The 24,664-nt window shown below is 38.8% G+C and carries 20 protein-coding genes, 2 tRNA genes and 2 rRNA genes; 19 read left to right on the plus strand and 5 right to left on the minus strand.

Translation table 11 applies throughout. The features are described from left to right. The first annotated feature begins 92 nt into the window (after positions 1-92). The 10 genes from NST93_RS17490 (at position 93) to NST93_RS17535 (ending at position 8,829) form a co-directional block, all read left to right on the plus strand. A 23S ribosomal RNA gene (locus NST93_RS17490) occupies positions 93-3,013 on the plus strand. 116 nt (positions 3,014-3,129) lie between these two features. Then, positions 3,130-3,245: ribosomal RNA gene (gene rrf / locus NST93_RS17495) — 5S ribosomal RNA — on the plus strand. A 192-nt stretch (positions 3,246-3,437) separates the two neighbouring features. Next, a tRNA-Met gene (locus NST93_RS17500) sits at positions 3,438-3,514 on the plus strand. Positions 3,515-3,577: 63 nt separating this feature from the next. Then, positions 3,578-3,654, plus strand: a tRNA-Asp gene (locus NST93_RS17505). A 168-nt stretch (positions 3,655-3,822) separates the two neighbouring features. Further along, positions 3,823-4,785, plus strand: coding sequence for a thiamine-phosphate kinase (gene thiL / locus NST93_RS17510; RefSeq protein WP_405099261.1), 963 nt, complete (start codon positions 3,823-3,825; stop codon positions 4,783-4,785). A 9-nt stretch (positions 4,786-4,794) separates the two neighbouring features. Continuing rightward, complete coding sequence (gene tsaE / locus NST93_RS17515) at positions 4,795-5,250, plus strand: tRNA (adenosine(37)-N6)-threonylcarbamoyltransferase complex ATPase subunit type 1 TsaE (RefSeq protein WP_405099263.1); 456 nt, start codon at positions 4,795-4,797, stop codon at positions 5,248-5,250. 12 nt (positions 5,251-5,262) lie between these two features. Next, entirely contained in the window at positions 5,263-5,970 is a 708-nt protein-coding gene (gene tsaB, locus NST93_RS17520) for a tRNA (adenosine(37)-N6)-threonylcarbamoyltransferase complex dimerization subunit type 1 TsaB (protein ID WP_405099265.1), read from the plus strand. After that, entirely contained in the window at positions 5,963-6,412 is a 450-nt protein-coding gene (gene rimI / locus NST93_RS17525) for a ribosomal protein S18-alanine N-acetyltransferase (RefSeq protein WP_405099267.1), read from the plus strand. Before tsaB ends, rimI begins: the two co-directional genes overlap by 8 nt. Continuing rightward, complete coding sequence (gene tsaD, locus NST93_RS17530) at positions 6,409-7,419, plus strand: tRNA (adenosine(37)-N6)-threonylcarbamoyltransferase complex transferase subunit TsaD (RefSeq protein ID WP_405099269.1); 1,011 nt, start codon at positions 6,409-6,411, stop codon at positions 7,417-7,419. The genes rimI and tsaD overlap by 4 nt, the downstream gene beginning before the upstream one ends. A 225-nt stretch (positions 7,420-7,644) precedes the next feature. Beyond that, positions 7,645-8,829: an FtsW/RodA/SpoVE family cell cycle protein gene (locus NST93_RS17535; RefSeq protein ID WP_405099271.1), complete on the plus strand. Its 1,185-nt coding sequence runs from the start codon at positions 7,645-7,647 to the stop codon at positions 8,827-8,829. A gap of 53 nt (positions 8,830-8,882) precedes the next feature. Here NST93_RS17535 and NST93_RS17540 read toward each other — a convergent pair whose 3' ends face one another. Further along, positions 8,883-10,190, minus strand: coding sequence for a hemolysin family protein (locus NST93_RS17540; protein WP_405099272.1), 1,308 nt, complete (start codon positions 10,188-10,190; stop codon positions 8,883-8,885). Positions 10,191-10,215: 25 nt separating this feature from the next. Further along, positions 10,216-12,141, minus strand: a complete 1,926-nt coding sequence (locus NST93_RS17545) for an ABC-F family ATP-binding cassette domain-containing protein (RefSeq protein WP_405099274.1) — start codon at positions 12,139-12,141, stop codon at positions 10,216-10,218. Positions 12,142-12,285: 144 nt separating this feature from the next. Here NST93_RS17545 and NST93_RS17550 point away from each other — a divergent pair, with 144 nt between their 5' ends. Next, positions 12,286-12,921, plus strand: a complete 636-nt coding sequence (locus NST93_RS17550) for a redox-sensing transcriptional repressor Rex (RefSeq protein WP_405099276.1) — start codon at positions 12,286-12,288, stop codon at positions 12,919-12,921. A 95-nt stretch (positions 12,922-13,016) separates the two neighbouring features. Then, positions 13,017-13,952 carry a hypothetical protein gene (locus NST93_RS17555; protein WP_405099278.1) on the plus strand — a complete coding sequence of 312 codons (936 nt, stop codon included), beginning with the start codon at positions 13,017-13,019 and terminating at the stop codon, positions 13,950-13,952. A gap of 48 nt (positions 13,953-14,000) precedes the next feature. On the opposite strand, the gene NST93_RS17560 is transcribed toward NST93_RS17555, so the two are convergent. Further along, a complete protein-coding gene (locus tag NST93_RS17560; RefSeq protein WP_405099280.1) occupies positions 14,001-14,717 on the minus strand; it encodes a CPBP family intramembrane glutamic endopeptidase in 717 nt (238 codons plus the stop codon). 366 nt (positions 14,718-15,083) lie between these two features. On the opposite strand from NST93_RS17560, the gene groES reads away from it, so the two are divergent. From groES to NST93_RS17590, 6 genes are all read left to right on the plus strand, one after another. Next, positions 15,084-15,368: a co-chaperone GroES gene (gene groES, locus NST93_RS17565; RefSeq protein WP_405099282.1), complete on the plus strand. Its 285-nt coding sequence runs from the start codon at positions 15,084-15,086 to the stop codon at positions 15,366-15,368. Between the two features lie 76 nt (positions 15,369-15,444). Then, a complete protein-coding gene (gene groL / locus NST93_RS17570) occupies positions 15,445-17,076 on the plus strand; it encodes a chaperonin GroEL (RefSeq protein ID WP_405099284.1) in 1,632 nt (543 codons plus the stop codon). A gap of 678 nt (positions 17,077-17,754) precedes the next feature. Continuing rightward, on the plus strand, positions 17,755-19,104 hold the full coding sequence (locus NST93_RS17575; RefSeq protein WP_405099286.1) for an ISLre2 family transposase: 1,350 nt from the start codon (positions 17,755-17,757) through the stop codon (positions 19,102-19,104). A 604-nt stretch (positions 19,105-19,708) separates the two neighbouring features. Continuing rightward, complete coding sequence (locus NST93_RS17580) at positions 19,709-20,041, plus strand: DUF3221 domain-containing protein (protein WP_405099288.1); 333 nt, start codon at positions 19,709-19,711, stop codon at positions 20,039-20,041. A gap of 46 nt (positions 20,042-20,087) precedes the next feature. Beyond that, positions 20,088-20,396 (plus strand): hypothetical protein, encoded by a 309-nt coding sequence (locus tag NST93_RS17585; RefSeq protein WP_405099290.1) that lies wholly within the window; start codon positions 20,088-20,090, stop codon positions 20,394-20,396. An 11-nt stretch (positions 20,397-20,407) separates the two neighbouring features. Beyond that, a complete protein-coding gene (locus tag NST93_RS17590; RefSeq protein ID WP_405099292.1) occupies positions 20,408-21,100 on the plus strand; it encodes a trypsin-like serine peptidase in 693 nt (230 codons plus the stop codon). Between the two features lie 804 nt (positions 21,101-21,904). Here the strand turns inward: NST93_RS17590 and NST93_RS17595 are convergent. Next, positions 21,905-22,318, minus strand: a complete 414-nt coding sequence (locus NST93_RS17595) for a hypothetical protein (RefSeq protein WP_405099294.1) — start codon at positions 22,316-22,318, stop codon at positions 21,905-21,907. Between the two features lie 133 nt (positions 22,319-22,451). Continuing rightward, positions 22,452-23,081 carry a hypothetical protein gene (locus NST93_RS17600; RefSeq protein ID WP_405099296.1) on the minus strand — a complete coding sequence of 210 codons (630 nt, stop codon included), beginning with the start codon at positions 23,079-23,081 and terminating at the stop codon, positions 22,452-22,454. 562 nt (positions 23,082-23,643) lie between these two features. On the opposite strand from NST93_RS17600, the gene NST93_RS17605 reads away from it, so the two are divergent. Beyond that, entirely contained in the window at positions 23,644-24,651 is a 1,008-nt protein-coding gene (locus NST93_RS17605; RefSeq protein ID WP_405099298.1) for a S8 family serine peptidase, read from the plus strand. The last annotated feature ends 13 nt before the right edge of the window (positions 24,652-24,664 follow it).

Raw genomic sequence — 24,664 nt, forward strand, 5'->3', positions numbered from 1 at the left:
TTTTCAGGAGCCGAAGCTAGATTAATAAATGTAAGACCAGGTTTATTTGATAAACCTAAAAGGCAAAATTAAAGCTTTATTTACTGTAACTTAGTTAAGTGAATAAGGGCGCACGGTGGATGCCTTGGTACTAGGAGCCGAAGAAGGACGGGACTAACACCGATATGCCTCGGGGAGTTGTAAGTAAACGCTATATCCGAGGATTTCCGAATGGGGAAACCCACTGTTCGTAATGGGACAGTACGTATATCTGAATTCATAGGGTATACGAGGCAGACCTAGGGAACTGAAACATCTCAGTACCTAGAGGAAGAGAAAGAAAATTCGATTTCCCAAGTAGCGGCGAGCGAAACGGAAAGAGCCCAAACCAGTAAGCTTGCTTACTGGGGTTGTAGGACACTCCATACGGAGTTACAAAGAAATTCTTTAGACGAATCGACCTGGAAAGGTCAGCCGCAGAAGGTAACAGCCCTGTAATCGAAAAAGAGTTTCCTCCGGAGTGTATCCTGAGTACGGCGGAACACGAGAAATTCCGTCGGAATCCGGGAGGACCATCTCCCAAGGCTAAATACTACCTAGTGACCGATAGTGAACCAGTACCGTGAGGGAAAGGTGAAAAGCACCCCGGGAGGGGAGTGAAATAGAACCTGAAACCGTGTGCCTACAAGTAGTCGAAGCCCGTTAATGGGTGACGGCGTACCTTTTGTAGAATGGACCGGCGAGTTACGATTACATGCAAGGTTAAGTGGAAGACACGGAGCCGCAGCGAAAGCGAGTCTGAATAGGGCGTTTATAGTATGTGGTCGTAGACCCGAAACCGTGTGATCTACCCATGTCCAGGGTGAAGGTCAGGTAACACTGACTGGAGGCCCGAACCCACGTATGTTGAAAAATGCGGGGATGAGGTGTGGGTAGGGGTGAAATGCCAATCGAACACGGAGATAGCTGGTTCTCTCCGAAATAGCTTTAGGGCTAGCCTCAAAAAAAGAGTACTGGAGGTAGAGCACTGATTGAACTAGGGGCCCTCACCGGGTTACCGAATTCAGTCAAACTCCGAATGCCAGATACTTATTTTTGGGAGTCAGACTATGGGTGATAAGGTTCATAGTCGAGAGGGAAACAGCCCAGACCGCCAGCTAAGGTCCCAAAGTATACGTTAAGTGGAAAAGGATGTGGAGTTGCCCAGACAACCAGGATGTTGGCTTAGAAGCAGCCACCATTTAAAGAGTGCGTAATAGCTCACTGGTCGAGTGACTCTGCGCCGAAAATGTACCGGGGCTAAACGTATCACCGAAGCTGCGGATTGTTCTTACGAACAATGGTAGGAGAGCGTTCTAAGTGCTGTGAAGTCAGACCGTGAGGACTGGTGGAGCGCTTAGAAGTGAGAATGCCGGTATGAGTAGCGAAAAAAGAGTGAGAATCTCTTTCACCGAATGCCTAAGGTTTCCTGAGGAAGGCTCGTCCACTCAGGGTTAGTCGGGACCTAAGCCGAGGCCGAAAGGCGTAGGCGATGGATAACAGGTTGATATTCCTGTACCACCTCATGATTGTTTGAGCAATGGGGGGACGCAGAAGGATAAGGAATGCGCACGGATGGAAGTGTGCGCCCAAGCAGTGAGAAAGTCAGATAGGCAAATCCGTCTGGCAATTTCAAGCTGTGATGGGGAGGGAAATTTAGTACCGAAGTTCCTGATTTCACACTGCCAAGAAAAGCCTCTAGTTAGATCATAGGTGCCCGTACCGCAAACCGACACAGGTAGGCGAGGAGAGAATCCTAAGGTGAGCGGGAGAACTCTCGTTAAGGAACTCGGCAAAATGACCCCGTAACTTCGGGAGAAGGGGTGCTCCTTTAAGGAGGAGCCGCAGTGAATAGGCCCAAGCGACTGTTTAGCAAAAACACAGGTCTCTGCGAAGCCGAAAGGCGAAGTATAGGGGCTGACACCTGCCCGGTGCTGGAAGGTTAAGGGAAAGAGTTAGGGTTTTACCCGAAGCTTAGAACCGAAGCCCCAGTAAACGGCGGCCGTAACTATAACGGTCCTAAGGTAGCGAAATTCCTTGTCGGGTAAGTTCCGACCCGCACGAAAGGTGCAACGACTTGGGCACTGTCTCAACGAGAGACCCGGTGAAATTATACGATGTGTGAAGATGCACATTACCCGCGACAGGACGGAAAGACCCCGTGGAGCTTTACTGTAGCCTGATATTGACTGTTTGTGCAGCTTGTACAGGATAGGTGGGAGCCTTAGAAGCGAGAGCGCTAGCTTTCGTGGAGGCACCCGTGGGATACCACCCTAGCTGTATGAACATTCTAACCCAGGACCGTGATCCGGTTCGGAGACAGTGTCAGGCGGGCAGTTTGACTGGGGCGGTCGCCTCCTAAAAGGTAACGGAGGCGCCCAAAGGTTCCCTCAGAATGGTTGGAAATCATTCGTAGAGTGTAAAGGCAGAAGGGAGCTTGACTGCGAGACTTACAAGTCGAGCAGGGACGAAAGTCGGGCTTAGTGATCCGGTGGTTCCGCATGGAAGGGCCATCGCTCAACGGATAAAAGCTACCCCGGGGATAACAGGCTTATCTCCCCCAAGAGTTCACATCGACGGGGAGGTTTGGCACCTCGATGTCGGCTCATCGCATCCTGGGGCTGTAGTCGGTCCCAAGGGTTGGGCTGTTCGCCCATTAAAGCGGTACGCGAGCTGGGTTCAGAACGTCGTGAGACAGTTCGGTCCCTATCCGTCGTGGGCGTTGGAAGTTTGAGAGGAGCTGTCCTTAGTACGAGAGGACCGGGATGGACACACCGCTGGTGTACCAGTTGTTCCGCCAGGAGCATAGCTGGGTAGCTACGTGTGGAAAGGATAAGTGCTGAAAGCATCTAAGCATGAAGCCCCCCTCAAGATGAGACTTCCCATCACTTCGAGTGAGTAAGATCCCTCAGAGACGATGAGGTTGATAGGTTCGGGGTAGAAGCATGGTGACATGTGAAGCTGACGAATACTAATCGATCGAGGACTTAACTAAATTCTTTCGATGTATGTTGTTTACTCTTATTTAGTTTTTAAGGTATAAAGTTAAAAAAATACTTGCATTTTCTGTAAAGAATGCATATAATATAACTTGTCCTTCATTTTTGAATGTCTGGTAGTGATGGCGGAAAGGTCACACCTGTTCCCATACCGAACACAGCAGTTAAGCTTTCCAGCGCCGATGGTAGTTGAGACTTTGTCTCTGCGAGAGTAGGACGCCGCCAGGCATTCTAAAAAAATTATGCATGAATCAAAATTGCATATTTCTTATTATCGCGGGGTGGAGCAAAGCCGGATACTTCCTTGAGAAACATCTCGAATAGGCTTTGTGAGGAGTGTAAGCTTCTCCGAATATTCCCAAGACACGACGAACAGTCTTTATTATTATGCATGAATCAAAATTGCATATTTCTTATTATCGCGGGGTGGAGCAGTCTGGTAGCTCGTTGGGCTCATAACCCAGAGGTCGCAGGTTCAAATCCTGTCCCCGCAACCAATTTTATCTGTTTAACAATACTGGAATCCAGTATTAACTTCATTAAGTTACATTCATTATACTGGTCCGGTAGTTCAGTTGGTTAGAATGCCTGCCTGTCACGCAGGAGGTCGCGGGTTCGAGTCCCGTCCGGACCGCCACTATAAATATGATTATAAACACAGGATTTCAACTATGAAATCTTGTTTTTTTATTTATTTTATTTTTTTCCTGGTACAATTGAATAATCAGTTACTCCTATATTATTTCAATTTATATTGCTTTTTGCTATCATAGAGATTGTGAATAGAAGAAAAAGGTGAATGATTATGGATGAGTTTTCTCTAATTCAGAATATAAAGCAACCTTATTATAAACAGTCCTCTCTAATAAAGGGAATTGGTGATGATGCAGCTGTTTTTCGAGAAATTAACAATGATTTGGTTGTTGCAGTTGATACCTTTGTAGAAGGTGTGCATTTTACTAAAGAAACGATGGAACCATTTCACGTTGGCTATCGCGGACTTGCTGCGAACTTCAGTGATATGGCTGCAATGGGAGCAATCCCTATATATTATTTAGTTTCTATTACAGTACCACCAGATTTGGAAGAAACGTCCATTAATGAAGTCTTTAAAGGAATGGAGACTCTTGCTAAACAGCATCATGCTGATTTGATCGGTGGAGACACTGTATCAGGCAATAGTCTTGTCCTTTCCATAACAGTTATAGGAAAAGTTGAAAAAGATAAAGCCAGATTTCGCAGTGAGGCACAAGCAGGTGATATCGTATTTGTGACTGGTACATTAGGTGATGCATCTGCAGGTTTGCATTTATTGCAGGGTAAAGTAAATATAGAGAATTGGGATTACTTTATTAATCGTCATCGTATGCCGACACCTCGAGTAGATTTTGCTAGGGAATTAGCTGGTTTAAAACGAGTGGCATTAAATGATACAAGTGATGGTATAGCCAGTGAAGCACATGAAATTGCGGAGGCCTCCAAAGTTTCAATTATATTAATAGACGAGAGTATCCCTGTGCATCCGAATTTCAGGGAATTTTCACCTGAATTGCAAACAAAGTGGAAATTTTTTGGTGGCGAGGACTTCGAATTATTAGGTACTGTATCTCAGACGGATTGGTCAAAAGTAAAAAAGGCTGCCACAGAATTACATTTAAAAGTAAGCGAAATTGGTTATGTAACACATAAAGAAAATGACTATGTATATGTTAAAGAAGGCGGCGTACTTAAGCCGTTAATAAAGGCGGGCTATAATCACTTAAAGTAGGTGAGCATTTTGAAGGTAAAAGAGTTTATAACAAAAACGGTTGAAGAGACACAGCATATCGCAGGCAGCTTAGCTGCAATCTTAGGTCCAGGAGATCTATTGACACTCGAAGGAGAGTTAGGCACTGGAAAAACGGCTTTTACGAAAGGGTTAGCTAAAGGCCTTGGCATCACCCGTAATGTGAATAGCCCAACCTTTACTATTGTGAAGGAATATAATGGAAGACTGCCTTTATACCACATGGACGTTTATCGCCTTGAAGACTCAGAAGAAGATATCGGATTTTCCGAGTATTTTAATGGTGTTGGGGTTTCTGTAGTGGAATGGGCCAAATTTATAGAAGATTATTTGCCGGAAGAAAGACTGGAAATCGTTATTCATTATATAGATGAGCACTCACGAAAATTGGAATTTAAGGCGATTGGTGACCATTATATAAACATATTAAGAGAAATAGATGGTTAGGAGTTACTTCATATGAATATACTTGCAATTGATACATCGAATCATGTATTAGGTGTAGCAATCTTGAAAAATGAACAGGTGATTGGTGAAATAGTAACAAATCTGACTAAAAACCATTCTACAAGATTAATGCCAGCAATTGATGCCTTAATGAAGGAAGTTGGCATGAAAACGGAAGATCTGGATCAGATAGCAGTTGCCAAAGGACCTGGTTCTTATACTGGAGTTCGAATAGGTTTAACTACAGCAAAGACGCTTGCGTGGGTGCTAAATATTCCGATTGTTGGTGTATCCAGCTTAGAGATATTGGCATACCAAGGAAGTTTCTTTGAGGGTTATATTTGCCCTTTCTTTGATGCTAGAAGAGGTTTGGTTTATTCAGGGCTCTATAAATGGAAGAATAATCAGCTCATCCCTGTTTATGAAGATAAAAACATCCTGATGGAGGCTGTATTGGAAAAGCTGAAATCGGAAAAAGAACGTATATTGTTTTTAAGTCCGGAAATCGATAAGTTTCGCCAAGATATTTTAGAACAACTCGGTGATAAAGCAGTAATACCGGAGGGAATATTCCATATTGCGAAGCCAAGTCACTTAGGCTTGGCAAGCTTACGTTATGATGCTGCAGAAACACATGAATTGATACCGAGTTATTTACGCCTTGCTGAAGCAGAGTCTAATTGGCTAAAACAACAAAAGGAAAAAGAAACGCATGAATAGATTATCGATAAGGAGAATGGAAGTGCATGATGTTCCGCAGGTTTTGGAGGTAGAGAGGGCTTCCTTTACAACACCATGGACAACAGATATATTTTATCATGAACTGACTGACAATATGCATGCACATTATTATGTAGTTGTTCTTGATGATCGTATTGTTGGCTATGCAGGTATGTGGGTCGTGATTGATGAGGCACAAATTACAAATATTGCGATTCTTCCAGACTTTCGTGGACATAAATTAGGTGAAAAACTATTTCAGCATGTGTTGCTCACAGCTGTTAAACTTGGAGCGATAAGACTTTCATTAGAAGTACGAAAATCAAATATTGTAGCGCAGAAAATGTATCGAAAATTTGGGCTTGTTCCTGGAGGAATACGTAAAAATTACTATACTGATAATCAGGAAGATGCCATTGTAATGTGGGTGAGTTTTAAATGACAAAAGATAATATAATACTCGGAATAGAAACGAGTTGTGATGAGACAGCAGCATCCATAGTGAAAAATGGCAATACCATTCTTTCAAATGTCGTAGCATCACAAATTGAAAGCCATAAAAGGTTCGGCGGTGTTGTTCCTGAAATTGCATCACGGCATCATGTTGAACAAATGACTTTAGTACTTGAAGAAACAATCCAACAAGCAAAGGTAGACTGGGATGAGATTGATGCGATTGCTGTTACAGAAGGCCCTGGCCTAGTTGGGGCACTGTTGATTGGTGTAAATGCTGCAAAGGCGCTTGCTTTCGCTAAAAATAAGCCACTAGTTGGTGTACAGCATATTGCAGGGCACATTTATGCAAATCGTTTTCAGCAGGAATTTGACTTTCCGCTGCTTGCATTAATCGTTTCTGGAGGTCATACAGAGCTAATTCTAATGAAGGAACATGGACACTTTGAATTAGTTGGTGAAACACGTGATGATGCTGCAGGAGAGGCTTATGATAAAGTTGCTAGAATGCTTAAGCTTCCATACCCTGGGGGACCTGAAATTGATCGATTAGCGCAATCCGGTAAAGCGACGATTGATTTTCCTAGGGCATGGCTGGAGGAAGGCAGTTATGACTTTAGCTTCAGTGGTTTAAAGTCTGCAGTTATTAACAAAATCCACAATGCGGAGCAACGCGGTGAAACATTAAAAGATGAAGATATAGCAGCAAGCTTTCAAGCAAGTGTCATCGATGTACTGACTACAAAAACATTGCGGGCTGCAAAGGAATTTAATGTGAAACAAGTGATTGTTGCTGGTGGTGTTGCTGCAAATAGAGGCTTAAGAACAGAACTGTTAAGCCAGTTTGAAAAAGAAGGCATTCCTATATTGATTCCACCTTTAAATCTTTGTACAGATAATGCTGCTATGATAGCAGCAGCTGGAACTATAGCCTATGAACAAGGAAAACGTTCTGGACTGGATTTAAATGCAAATCCCTCTTTAGAACTTCTTTAATAACAGGTTATTCACAGCCATGTGGATATTCATGTGAATCATTGGGATAGCAATTATTAATTTGTTGATAAAAATGTGGATATAATGATTTTAAAATGTGGATATTGTGCATAAGCTTGTGAACAATAAGAAAATCGCACATTTCTAACGCTGCTATTTGTGGATAAGTATTTTGGGAAAGAAAAATATTGAGTTAGATAATTTAAGAAGTTTGGTGATGCAGCAATGTCAAAAAAACAGTCATATTATATACAGAGCGATTTGCTTATATTGTTAGTTTTATTTTTTACTACAAGCCTAATAGCAATTTATAGTGCACAGCAGCTTGAGCAATACGAAGGTAGAAATTTTGTGTTTATGCAAATTGTTTTTTTTGCTACTGGAGTTTTAATTGGTGCAGCCATTCAGTTTTTAGATATGGAGCAATTATATAAGGCAAGTGTATATATTTATATCGCGGGCGTGTTGGCACTTATTTTATTATATATAAGTCCAGCATCGATAGCAGAACCTGTTAATGGGGCGAAAAGTTGGTTTAATAGAGTTCCTGGTCTTCCCTTTTCCATTCAACCGGCTGAATTTGTTAAGTTGACAACGATACTCTATCTCTCCGTTACAATTAGCAAACATAAGGAAAAGTTTGAAAAAGCCGATTTTAAAAGTGATCTGCTCTTGTTAATGAAATTAGTAGCACTTACTGCTTTGCCTGTTGGGTTAATTATGCTGCAGCCCGATTTCGGTACGGCAATGGTGTATTTATTTATTTTAGGAATGATGATTATTTTCTCAGGAATCAGCTGGAAAATTATTTTGAGTCTTGTGGCCGCAATAGGTGCGTTACTTGGAGCTCTTCTTGCTTTTATTGTTAACTTTGCCGATTTGGCTAAGCAGATAGTTGGACCGGGTAAGGCATATCAGATTGATCGTATACTGACATGGTTCGACCCAACACAATCATCAGAGGGTGCAAACTGGCACTTTGATCGGGCTTTTATGGGACTTGGTTCTGGTCAGCTGTCCGGTAAAGGAATAGGCGGGATTGAAGTGTATTATCCAGAAGCACAAACAGACTTTATCTACTCTGTTATTGGTGAGACATTTGGATTTGTGGGTGGCGCATTTGTTATTTTACTTTTCTTCCTGCTGCTTTATAAACTGGTTTCACTAGGTTTAAGTATATATAAGTTTGTTCCATTTGCTTCCTATTTCTGTTTTGGTTATTTAAGTCTTATTTTAGTGCATGTATTTCAAAATATAGGAATGACAATCGGAATTATGCCGGTGACAGGAATTCCACTACCTTTAATCAGCTATGGTGGAAGCTCTGTGTTGTCTATCATGCTCGGTTTAGGAATTATCTACAGAATTGCAGTCGAGTACACGATTCAGAATGATTATTTATTTAAATAAAAGATTACTATAATATAATCCTAAAAAGCACGCTGCAATTAGCAGCGTGCTTTTTATTCATTCATGGTAACAATAATCAAGTCAATTCGGTTCTCTGCCATCTTACTTATTCTAAATTCAGTTTGATTGAAGTGAACTACAGGACGTTCATCCGGTTCTGGAATATGGCCAATTTGATTGATTAAAAATCCGTTTAATGTATCATATTTGCTGACAGGCAAGCCAATGCCGATAATCTCTTCAAGCTGATAAAGGTTAGTAATTCCTTCTACAGCATATTTATTCGGTCCAATCACTTTGATTGCCTCGTCTTGTGTTGTTAAAATATCATCTTCACTAGAAATTTCACCAACAATTTCCTCAATGATATCTTCTATTGTCACTAAGCCTTCTGTTCCACCATATTCATCAAGTACGATTGCAATATGAATGTTTTTCTTTTTCATACTGGCAAATAAATCGTCAATTTTTCTTGTTTCAATTACAAAATAAGGTTTGCGTATAAGATTCTTTAAATCAAATTCAGTTTCTTTGAATCCATCAATATAATGAAATAGATCTTTTATATGCAGCACACCAAGGATATTATCCACATCGCCTTCATAGACAGGGAATCTGGAATATGGATCACTGTTAACAAGTGATATTGTCTCTTCAAGTGAAGCATCAATTGAGAGTACAGACATATCTGTGCGATGCGTAATAATATTTGAAACATATTTATCATTAAATTCGAAGATGCGATTGATCATCGCTTTCTCAGCTTTATTAATCGTTCCGCGTTCACCGCCAACATCAACCATCATACGTATTTCTTCTTCTGTTATATCTTCATCCCTGGCATGAGGGTCCCCGCCCAGCAGGCGGACAACAGCATTTGTAGATAGTGTTAAAAATTTAACAACAGGGAAAAAGATTTTAAATAGAATTGTCAGTGGGCTGGCAATCGCTAAAGAAATTTGTTCTGATTTTTGCAGAGCAAGTTTCTTCGGTACAAGTTCACCGAGTACAAGTGTAAAATAAGATAAGGTTAATGTAATTATAATAACACTTACAGTATTTAATGTTGAATAGGCGATTGGCATACCGAGTGTATCAAGCCATGTTGCAAGTGGCTGAGCAAAGAAATCTGCTGCAAACGCACTTGCAAGAAAGCCTGCTAAAGTGATGCCAATCTGGATGGTGCTTAAAAACCGGCTGGGTTCTTGAATTAAATTATTAAGCATAATATATTTTTTATTTCCTGATTCCGCCATTTGCTTTACTTTGTTATCATTAAGCCCGATTAAAGCTATTTCAGATGCAGCAAAGAAAGCATTTATTACAATCAGGATAATCAGTGTAATTACTGCAACTACCATATCGTTACCTCCATAACAAGTTAAGCTATAACTCCTCTTGCAGGTCAGTCCATTCTTCTAATAAAGTCTCAACCTGTTGTTTCAGGTCTTCACTAAGCCCAGTTAATTCCAGTGCCTTTGTGTGGTCCTGAAATATTTCAGGCTTCGTCATTTCTTCTTCAAGTAATGTAATTTCATTTTCTTTTTCTTCAATTTGCTTTTCTATTTCTGCAATTCTTCTTTCTTTTTTTCTTTTTTCACTTTGAAGCTGCTTTTCCTCTTTAAAGCTGCGTTTACGATCATCCGTCTTTACCATTGTTTCTTTAGGGGCTTCGAGACGGGCAAGTTCGGCCTCTTCCTCTAATTTTTCCGTATAATAATCATAATCACCAAGATACATCTTAATGCCATCCTTACTCATTTTGGCAACTTGGTCTGTAATGCGATTAATAAAGTAACGATCATGGGAAACGAATAAGATGGTTCCCGGAAAGTCCATCAGTGCTGCTTCAAGCACTTCTTTGCTGTCAATATCCAGGTGGTTTGTCGGCTCGTCGAGAATGAGCAGATTAGCCCTTTGCATCATTAGCTTTGCAAGTGCAAGCCGTGCTTTTTCTCCGCCGCTTAGCGCATTTACCGGTTTAAGCACATCATCCCCACTAAAAAGGAAATTCCCTAAAACGGTTCGAATATCCTTTTCCATTACAAGCGGATATTCATCCCAAAGCTCTTGTAATACAGTTTTGTTAGAAGAAAGATTTGCTTGCTCTTGGTCATAGTAGCCAATCTGAACATTCGTTCCAAGTTGAAAGCTGCCTGAAGAAGCCTCTAATTTCCCAATCAGGATTTTTAAAAGGCTTGTTTTTCCCACACCGTTTGGACCAATTAAAACAATGCGTTCGCCACGATTGACTTGAAGGTTCGCATGTTGAAAAGTTGGCTTCGCTTCATTCGGATACTGTAAGGAAAGGTTTTCTGCTTTTAATACATCATTCCCACTTCTTTTATTGATTTCAAATGTAAATGAAGCAGATGCTTCATCGCCTAGTGGTCTTTCGATGCGGTCCAGCTTTTCCAGCTGCTTTCTCCTGCTTTGTGCACGTTTCGTTGTGGATGCGCGTGCAATATTGCGTTGAATAAAATCTTCCATTTGTTTAATTTCCGTTTGCTGCTTTTCAAATTCTTTACGTTCTTGCTCATAATCTAAAGCTTTTTGTTCTAGAAATTTACTATAAGTTCCATGATACTTTTTCGTTTTATGACGTGCTATTTCATATACAATGGATACGGTTTTATCAAGGAAATAGCGGTCATGAGAAACGATGACAACTGCTCCAGGATAACCTTTTAAATAGGATTCAAGCCAGCTCAGCGTTTCGATATCCAGATGGTTTGTAGGCTCATCAAGAATGAGCAGCTGTGGTTTTTGCAGAAGCAGTTTGCCGAGTGCAAGCCTTGTTTTTTGGCCGCCACTAAGTTCACTGATTTCCGTATCATAATCGTAGTCCTGAAAGTTCAGTCCGTTGAGCACCGATTTAATCTCGGCTTCATATGTATATCCGCCACCTGTCTGGAACGCTTGCTGCAAACGATCGTAATCAGCTAATAATTTCTCGTAAGCCGGGCTTGCATAATCTGTTGCAGATTCCAGCTGTTTTTCTATATTTCGCAGATTTTCTTCTTGCTTTCTTAAAGAATCAAAGACGGTTATTAGCTCATTCCAAATGGTTTTACCGGACTCTAGAGACATATGCTGGGACAGATAACCAATAGTCAGATCCTTTGGCTTAATTAACTCTCCATCATCATAGGTGAGCTCACCCGCCATAATTTTTAAAAGTGTTGATTTACCAGCACCATTTCTCCCAACAATTGCAATCCGATCCAAGTCTCTTATTTCAATCTTAATATTTGATAATATATTATCTGCACCAAATGATTTTGATAGTGCATTTAATTGCATTAAAATCATAAATTCACCCCATTAAAACTATTGTATCGTAAAATCATTATATAAGAAAACAGATTGTGAAAATAATCACGACATTTCAGTTAATTTCTGTTAGAATAGAGACAGGACTAATTATAACGTTTACATATGAAATGAGGTATTAATATGAAACAAAATAAGATACCACAGGCAACAGCAAAGCGACTTCCATTATATTATCGTTATTTGAACAATCTAAATCAGCAAGGGAAAAAACGTGTATCATCTAAAGAACTTTCTGAAGCGATAAAGGTTGATTCTGCAACGATTCGTCGCGACTTTTCTTATTTCGGCGCGTTAGGAAAAAAGGGCTATGGTTATAATGTGGAATACTTATTAGGGTTTTTCCGCAGTACATTAGACCAACATGAACTGACAGATGTAGCATTGATTGGGGTAGGTAATCTTGGAACAGCATTCTTAAATTATAATTTTACAAAAAACAATAATATCCAAATCAAAATGGCTTTTGACAGTGATGAAGAAAAAATTGGCAAAGTGTATGGTGGCATTCCGGTTTATGGGATAGATGAGCTAACTGAAAAGCTTGGAGATATCGAAGTTGCTATTTTGACAGTGCCGGTTTCAGAGGCTGATGCGATAACCGAAAAATTAGTAGATATCGGCATTAAAGGTATTCTCAACTTTACTCCGGTTCGTATTACAGTACCTGACAATGTTCGCGTGCACCATATCGATCTGACGGTTGAATTGCAAGCGCTTGTATACTTCCTGAAGCATTATCCATTAGAAAGTAAATAAACAAGATACAATAAGGCTTTCTTTTATAAGAAAGCCTTGTTTATGGAAAGAAATTAAATACAGACTAAGGGAAGAATGGAGCAGGGGTGTTTTAATTGAAGAGAAATTTAATGCTGCTATTTTTATGTTTTTTATTTTTAGCAGCATGCTCGAATAAAGAGGCAGAGGAAACAGATCAACCTGAAGAAATAACAGATGATACGCTGACTTCTGTTGTTGCAACGAATGTTGAAAAGTTAATGGAACAAGACTTTGATGGCTATATGGCAACAATACATCCAGATTCTCCAGTCTATGCGACAACGAGTGAGACAATTGAGGAGCTTTTTAATTATACACTGGACATCGATTTAAGTAATGTAACTGTTAAGGAAAAATCACAGGATGAAGCAGTGGTTTCTTATGTGCAGCAAACAATAAAGCTGGAAGGTCCTGATTTCGAAAAAAATGAAACGATTGGCGAACATTTACTGAGACCAGATGCTGGAGAATGGAAGATTTACAGTTCGGAAGTGATTGAAGTGAATGCAATTGACAGTGAAACGAAGGAGCCAAGAGCAGAAGCCGCAGAAATGGAAGGAGATTATGCTGCAGTCCTTTCCAATTTGGAACTGCCCCTCGACAATGAAGATTGGATACTAGCGAGTTATAATGAAGAAGAGGGTGAAGCAGTTGCTGAATATATTCATCCTGATGAGAACTTAGGGAACTACAGCAAGATTGTTACTGTGGATTATTATGAAGATGGCAATGAACAGAGTGGGCTGGAAAACTTCCTTCATGTATTTGAATTAAATCTGAGTGAAATCGCAACAGGGACACTTGAATTTGAACGGTTAAATGAAATAGAAACAGAAAATGAAGTGTTTTATCATTTTTCTTTAACAGAAGACAGCACACAAGATAATCAAGAAGAAATTGGCCGCATCTTTGTACAGGATAATGATATTTTTACGATACGTTATACAGTAATAGATGGGGAAATTGAAGAGAATGAAGAAATATTGAATACTTTAAGAGAGATTCAATAAAAAATGAGCTGCATGGAAGATACATGCAGCTCATTTTTTATCACTGTTTTAAAATATATGAAGGAGAATCATTTGTAAATCATCAAGCATTTTTTGCATATTTTCAATTTCTTCAGGTGTAATTGAATACTGCGCAATGACTACAATTGAGTTCATTCCGGCATGGACGATAATAGGTACGATAATTCGTTTGGTTTTCACATACAGAAAAGCGAAGACCATTCCCATTGTCGTATATCCAAGGAGATGGGAAAGCTCCATATGAATGACACCAAAAATCAATCCGGAAAGCAATGCTGCAAGGATGAAATTCATTCGTTTGTATAGTGTGCCAAAAATAATCTTCCGAAAGATAATTTCTTCTAAGATTGGTGCTATGATTGCAGGCAACAGAATGAATAGCGGGTTATAACGAGCAATGTCCATAATCTGCATCGTATTCTCTGACCCAGCAGGAATACCTAGTATGAAGACCTCGATTAGAGCTGCTGCATATTGAACAAGGAATGCCAGCAATATACCAAGGATAGACCAGCCAATAATACTGCCGGCCGTAGCGGCCTCGGGATCGGCACGCATTTGCATATCTGGTTTCATTAAATACAATATCGCAAATAGCCCAGCAATAAAACTGAAAATATTCCAGTAAATAATAATATCTGTGTAATAATCAATAAAAAAGCTTTTAACAAATAAAGCAACAGGAATTGCAGAAAATTGTACAATTAAATAGGTAAGAATGACATACCAATATCTTTTAGGCAATGTTTAACGACTCCTTTATCTATAGACCTGCATGGATGTTGAATGTGAAGGCCGGGTAAGAGTACCGCCTCGAATATAGCCGGACGATATTCTTTTATGACCATCTAATTATATATATTACATATCCCTAGTATTTTATCATACAATGGACGTGGGTTATAATTAAAGTGTTGCCAAAAACGAAAAGAAATACATATACAATACAGTTTTATGAGAAGTGGAATTAAAATAAAATTTAAATAAAGTTTAAAAGGACATTGCTTGCATTTTTTGAAGTAATTAATTATTATAATATTAGTGATTAGCACTCAAGAGTCTTGAGTGCTAATAATAAAAAATAGAGCTTGAATCAAGGAGGAATTCTAAATGATTAAACCATTAGGAGATCGTGTTGTTATCGAACTTGTAGAACAAGAAGAAACAACAGCAAGTGGAATTGTACTTCCAGAATCTGCACAAGAAAAACCACAGGAAGGCCGTGTTGTAGCAGTTGGTTCTGGCCGCGTTACAGATAGTGGAGAAAAGGCTGCATTAGAAGTTTCTGAAGGAGACCGCATTATTTATTCTAAATTTGCTGGTACAGAAGTTACATTCGAAGGCAAAGAGTATTTAATTCTTAGAGAAAATGATATTTTAGCAGTAATTGGCTAAGTTCAAAATTTAAACGTAAAAGTTAATAAATGAAATAGAATACGTATTTGTGAAAAATTGAAGGAGGACTTTATTTATGGCTAAGGATATTAAATTTAGTGAAGACGCACGCCGTGCATTAGCTCGTGGAGTGGATACATTAGCAGACGCAGTTAAAGTAACACTTGGACCAAAGGGTCGCAACGTTGTTCTGGATAAGAAATTCGGTTCACCACTAATCACAAATGATGGTGTAACAATTGCTAAAGAAATTGAATTAGAAGATGCATTCGAAAATATGGGTGCACAATTAGTATCTGAAGTAGCATCAAAGACAAATGATGTTGCTGGGGACGGTACAACGACAGCTACTGTGCTTGCACAAGCAATGATTCGTGAAGGACTTAAAAACGTAACTTCAGGAGCAAACCCTGTAGGGATCCGCCGTGGTATCGAGAAGGCAGTTGCTGAAGCTGTTACTGAATTAAAACAGGTTTCTAAATCTGTTGAAAACAGAGAAGCAATTTCACAGGTTGCAGCAATCTCTGCAAATGATTCAGAAGTTGGGGATCTAATTGCAGAAGCAATGGAACGCGTTGGTAAAGACGGTGTGATTACAATTGAAGAATCAAGAGGCTTCAGCACAGAGCTTGAAGTTGTTGAAGGCATGCAATTTGATCGTGGATATGCTTCACCATACATGGTTACTGACCAAGATAAGATGGAAGCAGTTTTAGAAGATCCATACATTTTAATTACAGATAAAAAAATCGGCAACATCCAAGAAGTATTGCCAGTTCTTGAACAAGTTGTTCAACAAGGCAAACCATTACTTCTTATTGCTGAAGATGTTGAAGGTGAAGCACTTGCAACTCTAGTTGTGAACAAGCTTCGCGGAACATTCAACGCTGTAGCAGTTAAAGCTCCAGGATTCGGTGACCGTCGTAAAGCAATGCTTGAAGACATTGGTGTCCTGACTGGCGGAGAAGTAATTACAGAAGATCTTGGATTAGATCTGAAGAGTGCTACAATCGAACAACTTGGTCGCGCTGCAAAAGTTGTTGTAACAAAAGAACACACGACTATTGTTGAAGGTGCTGGTAATCCAGAAGCAATCAGCAGCCGTGTAGCACAAATCCGTGCACAAGCTGAAGAAACAACTTCAGAATTCGATAAAGAAAAATTACAAGAACGCCTTGCTAAATTAGCTGGTGGTGTTGCAGTAATCAAAGTTGGAGCTGCAACTGAAACAGAACTTAAAGAACGCAAACTTCGCATTGAAGATGCATTGAACTCTACTCGTGCTGCAGTAGAAGAAGGTATCGTTTCCGGTGGTGGAACTGCTTTAATCGAAGTGTATAAGAAAGTAAGTGAATTAGCACTTGAAGGTGATGAAGCGACTGGTGTTAATATTGTTCTTCGCGCTATTGAAGAGCCAGTACGTCAAATCGCTACAAACGCAGGTCTTGAAGGATCTATCGTTGTTGAACGCCTGAAAGGTGAAGAAGTTGGCATCGGCTTTAACGCAGCTACAAACGAATGGGTAAACATGATTGAAGCTGGTATCGTTGATCCAACAAAAGTAACTCGTTATGCTCTGCAAAACGCAGCATCTGTAGCAGCAATGTTCTTAACTACTGAAGCTGTAGTAGCAGACCAGCCAGAAGAAGGCGGTGCACCTGCAATGCCTGATATGGGCGGAATGGGTGGAATGGGCGGCATGATGTAATTCATCGCTCTATCCCCTTATATATTAAGCTCTAGCAAAGGTATATAAGCTGGGGAGTCACCAAAAAAGCAAGTGGGCTTAATTAGAGGTCATCCATCAATTTACTGAATTTGATGGATGCCTCTTTTTTTTATTTCTTTTGTTATATGTAAATAAACATTTCTAGTTCCTAGTGAGAGTCGTTCCATAATTAATTCTAAAGGTACACCAGCTTATGCCAATAGGGAATTATGGAGGTGTCGCAAGCTATGTGGTGTTAAACTTTCATTTAGCTCTGCAAAATTTAAAATACGGGTCAGTCGGTTTTGAACTTTTTAATAGCAAAAACAACCTACGAATAGTATTTATTGATTATACTATGGTGCAGGTGTTTATATTGTCTTATTTTATTGTGTTAGTCTAATAAATTAGTGGTTTTTGTTTATTTTTACTTGTAAAACTGATTACGGTCAACGTTATTTACCACCTCTGCTATCTTTTGTACCAGTATTTCACAAACACTTTACCAAGTGATGCCAATATACTTTACCACGTAGGAGAAGGGCTATCCTTTTTTTGCCAAAGACAGGGGGAGCAAGCGAAGTGCGGTAGTATAAAGGGCGTTTTACGTGAAAAAGAGGACCCGATTTTATATAGTTAGAGTCTACCAAAACAACAACTATAGAAAGAGGTCCTCCCATGAAAGATATCATATCTACGCTGACAATGAAAGAGTTAGAACAAATTACTTATCGCGCACTACAAGAAAGTTTTTCCCAGGTGATGGCGGAAACCCTCCAGGAATTAGATGAAGCTATTGCTTCTGGAAGAGATAAAAAAAGATTTTACTTAAAAGACAAACGAACGCTAAAGTTTGAATCTGTCTTTGGGCAAGTGGAATTGAAACGGAATTTTTATCAGGATAGGGAAACGGGAAAGTATGTCTATTTACTGGATCAATACTTAGCTTTTGACGGTACCAAAGGAATGAGTCCGGTCGTACAAGACTTGGCTATCGAACTGGCTGTAACCGGTGTTTCCTACCGACAAGCAGGGGTGGCAATGGAGAAGCTTTTGGGCTATTCGGTTATTAGCCACGAAGGCATCCGCCAACAGCTTTTGAATACAGAAATTATTCCAGAAGAGTCCGTACCACTGGAGCAAGAGGTTTTATTTGTCGAGGTAGATGGGCTATACACCAAGAGTCAGGAAAAAGGGAAAAAAGGTAGGGAAGTAAAAATAGCCAGCATTCATCAAGGCTGGGAAATGAATGGAAAACGGGCAAGGCTTGTGGAGAAACGGCACTTTATTCACGAAGGAAACTTACCGTTCTGGGAGGAATTTGAGCAGTATCTCATGACGACTTATCAATACGATCCAACGAAGCATCAACTCGTGATCAACGGGGATGGAGCTAAGTGGATTACCTCTTGTAGAGACTACTTTCGGCATAACGCCATATTTGTCATTGATCGCTTTCATGTGGCCCGTGATGTACAGCGTATCTTCCGTGAACACTCCAGATACCGCTCGATTCGAAAAAAGTTGGCAGCATACGATTGGGAGGGTTTTATGGCTGAATTAAATAGTGCCGTGGGGACGCTTGAAAATGAAAAGAAAGAAGAACGATTGGAAGAGTTAATCGCACAACTTTCCCAGTATCCGGAGGCATTGGGAGATTACCGTAAAAAGCTGGAGAAAAAAGGCATAGATACAACGGGCTTCCGTCCCATGGGAAGTGCAGAAGGAGCCATGAGCGTGTTTGCCAGAAGACTGAAGAATGGGCGAAGTTGGAGCAAGGAAGGGCTTGGTAAATTTATCGATGTAATGGTCGCTCTGAAAGACAACTTGGAAATTAAAACACTGCACGGCATCCTGGAACAGACACAAGAACGGAAGCAAGAACTGAAGGCAGAAAAACCGCCGAAACATTTCGTAGAGAAGCTCAAAGACAGCGCCGCGGAAGCAACGCGTAATAACTTGGGTTACCTCAAACAAGCGATTGGGAAGCCAATTACAGCAGCATTGAAAGGCTTGCGCGGAATTTAAAAAATAGAAGAAACCTAAACATTTTAAAGCAATATAGGCTTGATAACGCTAACAAAATACTAGACGAAAACAGTATAAAATAAGGGACTTAAAAAAAACTCCCACAAGTACTTGACTCAATCGTCCGACATGGGCCTCATTCCATAAAACTGTGTTATTCTGTATAAAGACTGGTAAATTAGTTGTCATTCAGTGGTACATCTCTTGTCATTCTTTGGTAAATAAGATGTCATAGGTAGTACATTTTGTTGGCTGTAATCAGTAAAACGTAGTTTTTTATTCCCAGAAAAGTTTCGTGTAAAATTGGGAAAATTATAACACCCATTGTATAATTAAGTAAATGATTTATAATATTCTATTAAGAAAGGAGGTGCCCTCATGAGATTAGGGATTCTGCAATAAAAAAGAAGAAGAACGTGAATTTGAATTTATCTGACAGAGTACCGTGAAAAAAGTTTACTTTCTACACTTAGGTTTCCACAAACAATTCTGTTTAAGGAGATGTTGGACAAGAACGAGTAGTTGCAAGAATTGTTTGGATTCAGATATATCATTATTATTTCTGCCTTTCAAATAAAACGTAACACAATATTGAGGTGAAAAGTTGAAGAGAGCGCTTATTCTATTATTTATAATTGTTTTACTCGTTATTGGAACTAGAGTACTTAATTATCTTAGTATAGATGATGATCTCACGATGGACGGGTATATATTTAATAAAAAGTCAGCAACTTACCTCATCATAGACGACGACTTTAACTTAGAAGAAGCAGAGCAACTATCATCTCGAGATTTGTTGTTTAATTATCGCGAGATTTATTCATTGAATAAGAGTCCGAATATCAGGAATGGTTCAAGAGTCAAAATTTGGTATGATTATCCAATTGCGGAGACACATCCAGCTAAACTAAAAGTATTAAAGGTTGAAGTATTGTAACTTTATTTTGATAGTATCAAAATAAAAAAATAGGCAGATGAGAACTTTGAGAGCTGCTAAAATTATGTTTGTCATTTTATTTTCAGTACTCTTTGTATTAACTTCTGGAGTTTCTATTTTCGCTAGTCAAGGCCAAGAAAATACTGCTAGAACAGATATGGTGGATTCGCAAGGCAATCTTATTAAGTTTGAAGACTATAAAAAAGATATAAAACAGAATTTAGAAAATCGAAAAGGAGTTTTTCAAACTACTATAAATTACAAAGAGATTCCTAAGATAGACTTAGGGAAATCAGCTAAACAAAAAGAACTTCTGTATGAAGTTGATGAAGATCTTAATATAGTAGATAAATAGAGTTTGATAGTTTGGATATTAATCCTTTTGTTGTAATCGGGGCGGATCAACGGACTTTAGTTCAAAATCATTTAGTAGCACCACATATTCAAATATCTTATATTGAGTCCGATTTTTGGGATGGTACCTACTCTTGTACCGGCACAGTTATCGGTTTAGATACCGTGTTAACAAACGCCCATTGTGTGTTCGATGCAAATATGCAAAGAGGGGCACAAAGTATAAGAGTATATCCTGCTGTTGAAAATGGATTTGCTTTACGAGGACAATATATTGCTGAAAACTATTTTGTGACATCACATTATATTAATACAGGCCATGCTTCTGAAGACTTTGCAGTGATAAAGGTTGGTCCTGAAATAAATACTGGATTAGAAATTGGAAATGTAGGAACCAGGCCAATTAGTACTGTTAGTAATATACAAGGGAGTCTTATAGGTATACATGGTTATCCCGGTGACTTAATAAGGAATACCTTTTCACAATGGGGAGCATTCGGTCATGTTACAGAAGAAACTAATGATTTAGCATACTATAGTATAGATACTAATTCAGGGCAGTCAGGCTCTAGTATGTTGAGGTTAAATTCGATTGTTGGGGTGCATAACGCGAGTTACAGATTCTCTGACGGCACTATAGTCAATGGTGGTCCCAAAGTGACTAAAAGAGTGGTAGATTTCATTAGAGGTGCTCAAGCGCAGTAAGAAGAAATTTACTAAACCGAGTTAAAACTTGACACAAACGTTTTATTATTGTTTCTTATCATTACTTCTGCAGTTAAACCAAATAAAAACAGCCGTGAGTGCAACTATTAAGAGTTCTCGGCTTTATGTATATAAGTCAGATAGTTGTAGTGTAATCCCGGTCAGTATTAAATATATGTTAGATTATATATTTACTTGATCCGAATTCCAGCAGGTTCATTTTATTCTCGATAACATTAGTTACAATATTAGCGATTACGGTTGCACTTTACTTTGAGAAGCGGGCGTGATAACCTTCATTGGCAAAGCCAGCCTTGCTACGGCTGGCTTCAAGGCTTTGTACTCATGACCGCAGAGGCTCAAAGTAAAGTTGCAACATTATGTAATTGCAGTTGCAATCTTATGGATTTTTGTTTTGCAAAATACCCATACGTCTTGGAAGGCAATTTAGATAATGACTATTGGAAAACTCTATCAATAAAGTGGTGGAATATCCCGAGGTTAAAAGAGTGACTGCAGATAAAAGTTATTAACTCAGTTTAGAGATACATTGAAGAAGGTAAGGATTTCTCAATTGAGACAACTCTTTCTGGTAAAAACGCGATTATCAATCATCTGAGCATACTCATAAAGATGTTTGAAAGAAATAATATTTCTTCTGATGATATCTTCAGTCAGAATGCCTTGACCACCATTTTGTCTCTCATTGCAACTCTTTCAATGTTTTGTTCTACATTTCGGAGAGCAACTTAAAACATTGTCACATCATATCCCATATCTTTTGCTTTTTGCATTTGTCTTTTATTAAGTCTTGATTCTTTCATCTTCTTCTTTCTCATTCCAATCTTCCCATGTAATCCCATATGGTGCTCCTCCAGAAGTATAACCTGCAATAAATGCGAAGGTTTCATCGCTGTCTATCAATGTTTCTAATTCAAGTTTTTCACGTTTTAATTTTTTCTGTTCTTCTTTCTTTTTGGCTTTTTGCAGTGCAGTAACTTTTAAATCCTTTTTATAGCTGCTTTTAATTGAATATCCAAGCATTTCAAGCTCCTTGACTGCACATAGTTTATCAACTGCAAAGTATTTACTATAACCAGACACGAGATTTTTCCCATTATATGTTGGAACAAAGTGTGTGGCTGATTGTAAACGTTGAGAGCGATTCATTCGTTTACGTCTAGGAATATTTGATTTCTTTTTTTTGCTTTTTGTCATTAATAACACCTAACTTTTTTAATTTTGACAGAAAAAGTGGCAGGTACCTTTTTCAATTTACTTTTTACAAATTCGAATCTTGACGGCAGTACACCTAGTTTCTGATTATTCGTGCTATTTATTTCGTTCCTCATTAGTCGTTTTCTTCATGATCCGGAAGGCTAATTCTTCGTTTCATTATTTTTTCCCTTGCTTCATCCCGAGTAATCTTATCTTCCTTGTGTTTATTATAAAAGTCAATCATTTCAGCGCTAGTTTCCCGATTGAAGAAAGTATGCAAGTCGCGAATTTCTTGATCGGTAAGCGTAACTCCAAGTTTTGTAAGTTCGGCTACAGATTCATCAACTATCATAGTGCCATCCCATATTTTTTCTAAAATATCTTTTGCTAATGTTTTCACTTTTTCATCGATATGCACAAATTTATCTGTTTTATTTTCTTTTTCAGGAAGGCTAATTCTTTGTTTCCTTAACTCTAGGGCTTCATCTGATGATAATTTTTTTGCTTTTAAATGATCAGTAATTTCCTCTAGTTCTTTCTTTGTGGCAGCATCTATGCTTGCAGCAAGAAATTCATCTTTATCCATATCTTCGCCGGGAAGAGTAATCCCTTGTGCTTCAAGCATATCCTTTATCTCTTGAATTTGAATCTGAGGGGAAATATCATCGTTTGCAGACTGCCGTAAATTATCATTATCCTGACTAGGCATCGCATATATAGATGCTGCTGTCCCACCAATACCAACAGTTAATACCCCTGCCATGACGTAATTCATTACTTTCCTATTGAACATTCCCTCACCATCCCTATTTTTTATTAGGTTCTTTTCACTTCGTTAAACACAATCATTCTATCCTCAACAGCTGCTTTACTTTTCAAACTAATTATTCTGCATTTATTATAAGCTTACTATAACATTCTTAATAAAGAACGAAAAATTAATTATAAAAGGAAATTTTATTAGAAAAGATTAAAAATCAGGAAATATTAACTATAAAAAGAACAAATCGTTCTTTTTATAGTTAATATTTTGAAAATACTATGCTGTAATTTTAATAGAATGGAGGGACCATACTTTCATTTCATTTTTTTTAATCACATTGTTCTTTATTGAGAACGCAGAAGGGTGTGAGAATAATAAGGATTATCAAAAAAGAAATGGAAGGAGTAGACTGAAACTTCAAATCTATTAAATGAAGAAATGTGGGAATGAACAAACATTCACTAATTCAGCTATTTTTACTACCCAATAATAAAGCAGTTTCGAGTGAGTAGTCGGATAAATTAATAAGTTTCAATTTTACGGAGGAGAAGGAGGAAATGCATTGAGAAAAGAGAAGTTAATTAAATTATTTAGCAGTTTTCTAGTCTTTTTAATGGTTGTTTCACTTGTACTACCCGTATCAGCATCAAGGTCGATTGAAAATGAATCATTTAAAGAACTGCAATTTAACGAAGAAAACATGGAGCTAAAGGCGGCAGTTTCCGAGCAAATAGAGAACTCGGAAAGTTTACCAAAGCTGCATAAGGATTTACAGGATAAATCGGGGAATGAGATGGTTCCAGTCATTATCCATCTCTCGGCAAAACCGGTTGCATTGGAAAAAGGGATTGAATCATTAAAGGGAAAAGTATTATCAAAATCTAAAGTTGATACTATTCGTGACCAAATAAATAAACAGCATGGGCGTGTCGATAGAGAAATGGTTTTAAAGGGAATTACCTTTGATAAAGGTTTTTCCTTTGACACTGTCCTTAACGGTTTTTCTGCTGAAGTAAAGGCAGATGATCTTGACAAACTACTTGATATCACAGAAATCAGATTAGTAGAACCAGATACAATTGTTTATGCAACAGATATGAAGGAGCCAGGTGACGAATCATCTGTTCTTGAAAAGGATATTACGTTTGAGACACAGATGGACACGAGTATTCCACATCTGGGAATTGAGACGATCTGGGAAGAAGGATATAAAGGGGCAGGGGTTAAAGTAGCTGTACTTGATACAGGAATTGATTCAGATCATCCGGAATTCCAAGGGATTTATAAGGGTGGAAAGAATTTTATTGTAAACAGTTCAGATTATGCTCGTGAACGTGCAGATGATGAAGCACGTGAAACGTCACCAGCAGAGCGTCCAGAACATATGCCTGAAGTTAATGCAGATGGTCGTGCATTTTACACAGATCATGGAACACATGTAGCTGGAACTATAGCTGCAATTGGGGCGAATGAATACGGAATTAAGGGGATTGCCCCAGAGATTGATTTGTATGCGTACCGTGTACTTGGAGCATATGGAAGTGGAGCAACTCGGAAAATGATAGTTTAGCGTATGCGATTAA

The organism is Oceanobacillus sp. FSL H7-0719 (assembly GCF_045040795.1).
Taxonomy (GTDB): domain Bacteria; phylum Bacillota; class Bacilli; order Bacillales; family Amphibacillaceae; genus Oceanobacillus.

What these genes read in the sequence shown, in the direction of transcription:
- NST93_RS17600 (WP_405099296.1), bottom strand. Translation starts at nt 23,081, where the DNA reads ATGGCAGGGGTATTAACTGTTGGTATTGGTGGGACAGCAGCATCTATA.
- tsaD (WP_405099269.1), top strand. Translation starts at nt 6,409, where the DNA reads ATGACAAAAGATAATATAATACTCGGAATAGAAACGAGTTGTGATGAG.
- NST93_RS17545 (WP_405099274.1), bottom strand. Translation starts at nt 12,141, where the DNA reads ATGATTTTAATGCAATTAAATGCACTATCAAAATCATTTGGTGCAGAT.
- NST93_RS17535 (WP_405099271.1), top strand. Translation starts at nt 7,645, where the DNA reads ATGTCAAAAAAACAGTCATATTATATACAGAGCGATTTGCTTATATTG.
- NST93_RS17575 (WP_405099286.1), top strand. Translation starts at nt 17,755, where the DNA reads ATGAAAGATATCATATCTACGCTGACAATGAAAGAGTTAGAACAAATT.
- thiL (WP_405099261.1), top strand. Translation starts at nt 3,823, where the DNA reads ATGGATGAGTTTTCTCTAATTCAGAATATAAAGCAACCTTATTATAAA.
- NST93_RS17540 (WP_405099272.1), bottom strand. Translation starts at nt 10,190, where the DNA reads ATGGTAGTTGCAGTAATTACACTGATTATCCTGATTGTAATAAATGCT.
- NST93_RS17550 (WP_405099276.1), top strand. Translation starts at nt 12,286, where the DNA reads ATGAAACAAAATAAGATACCACAGGCAACAGCAAAGCGACTTCCATTA.
- NST93_RS17595 (WP_405099294.1), bottom strand. Translation starts at nt 22,318, where the DNA reads ATGACAAAAAGCAAAAAAAAGAAATCAAATATTCCTAGACGTAAACGA.
- tsaB (WP_405099265.1), top strand. Translation starts at nt 5,263, where the DNA reads ATGAATATACTTGCAATTGATACATCGAATCATGTATTAGGTGTAGCA.
- rimI (WP_405099267.1), top strand. Translation starts at nt 5,963, where the DNA reads ATGAATAGATTATCGATAAGGAGAATGGAAGTGCATGATGTTCCGCAG.
- groL (WP_405099284.1), top strand. Translation starts at nt 15,445, where the DNA reads ATGGCTAAGGATATTAAATTTAGTGAAGACGCACGCCGTGCATTAGCT.
- groES (WP_405099282.1), top strand. Translation starts at nt 15,084, where the DNA reads ATGATTAAACCATTAGGAGATCGTGTTGTTATCGAACTTGTAGAACAA.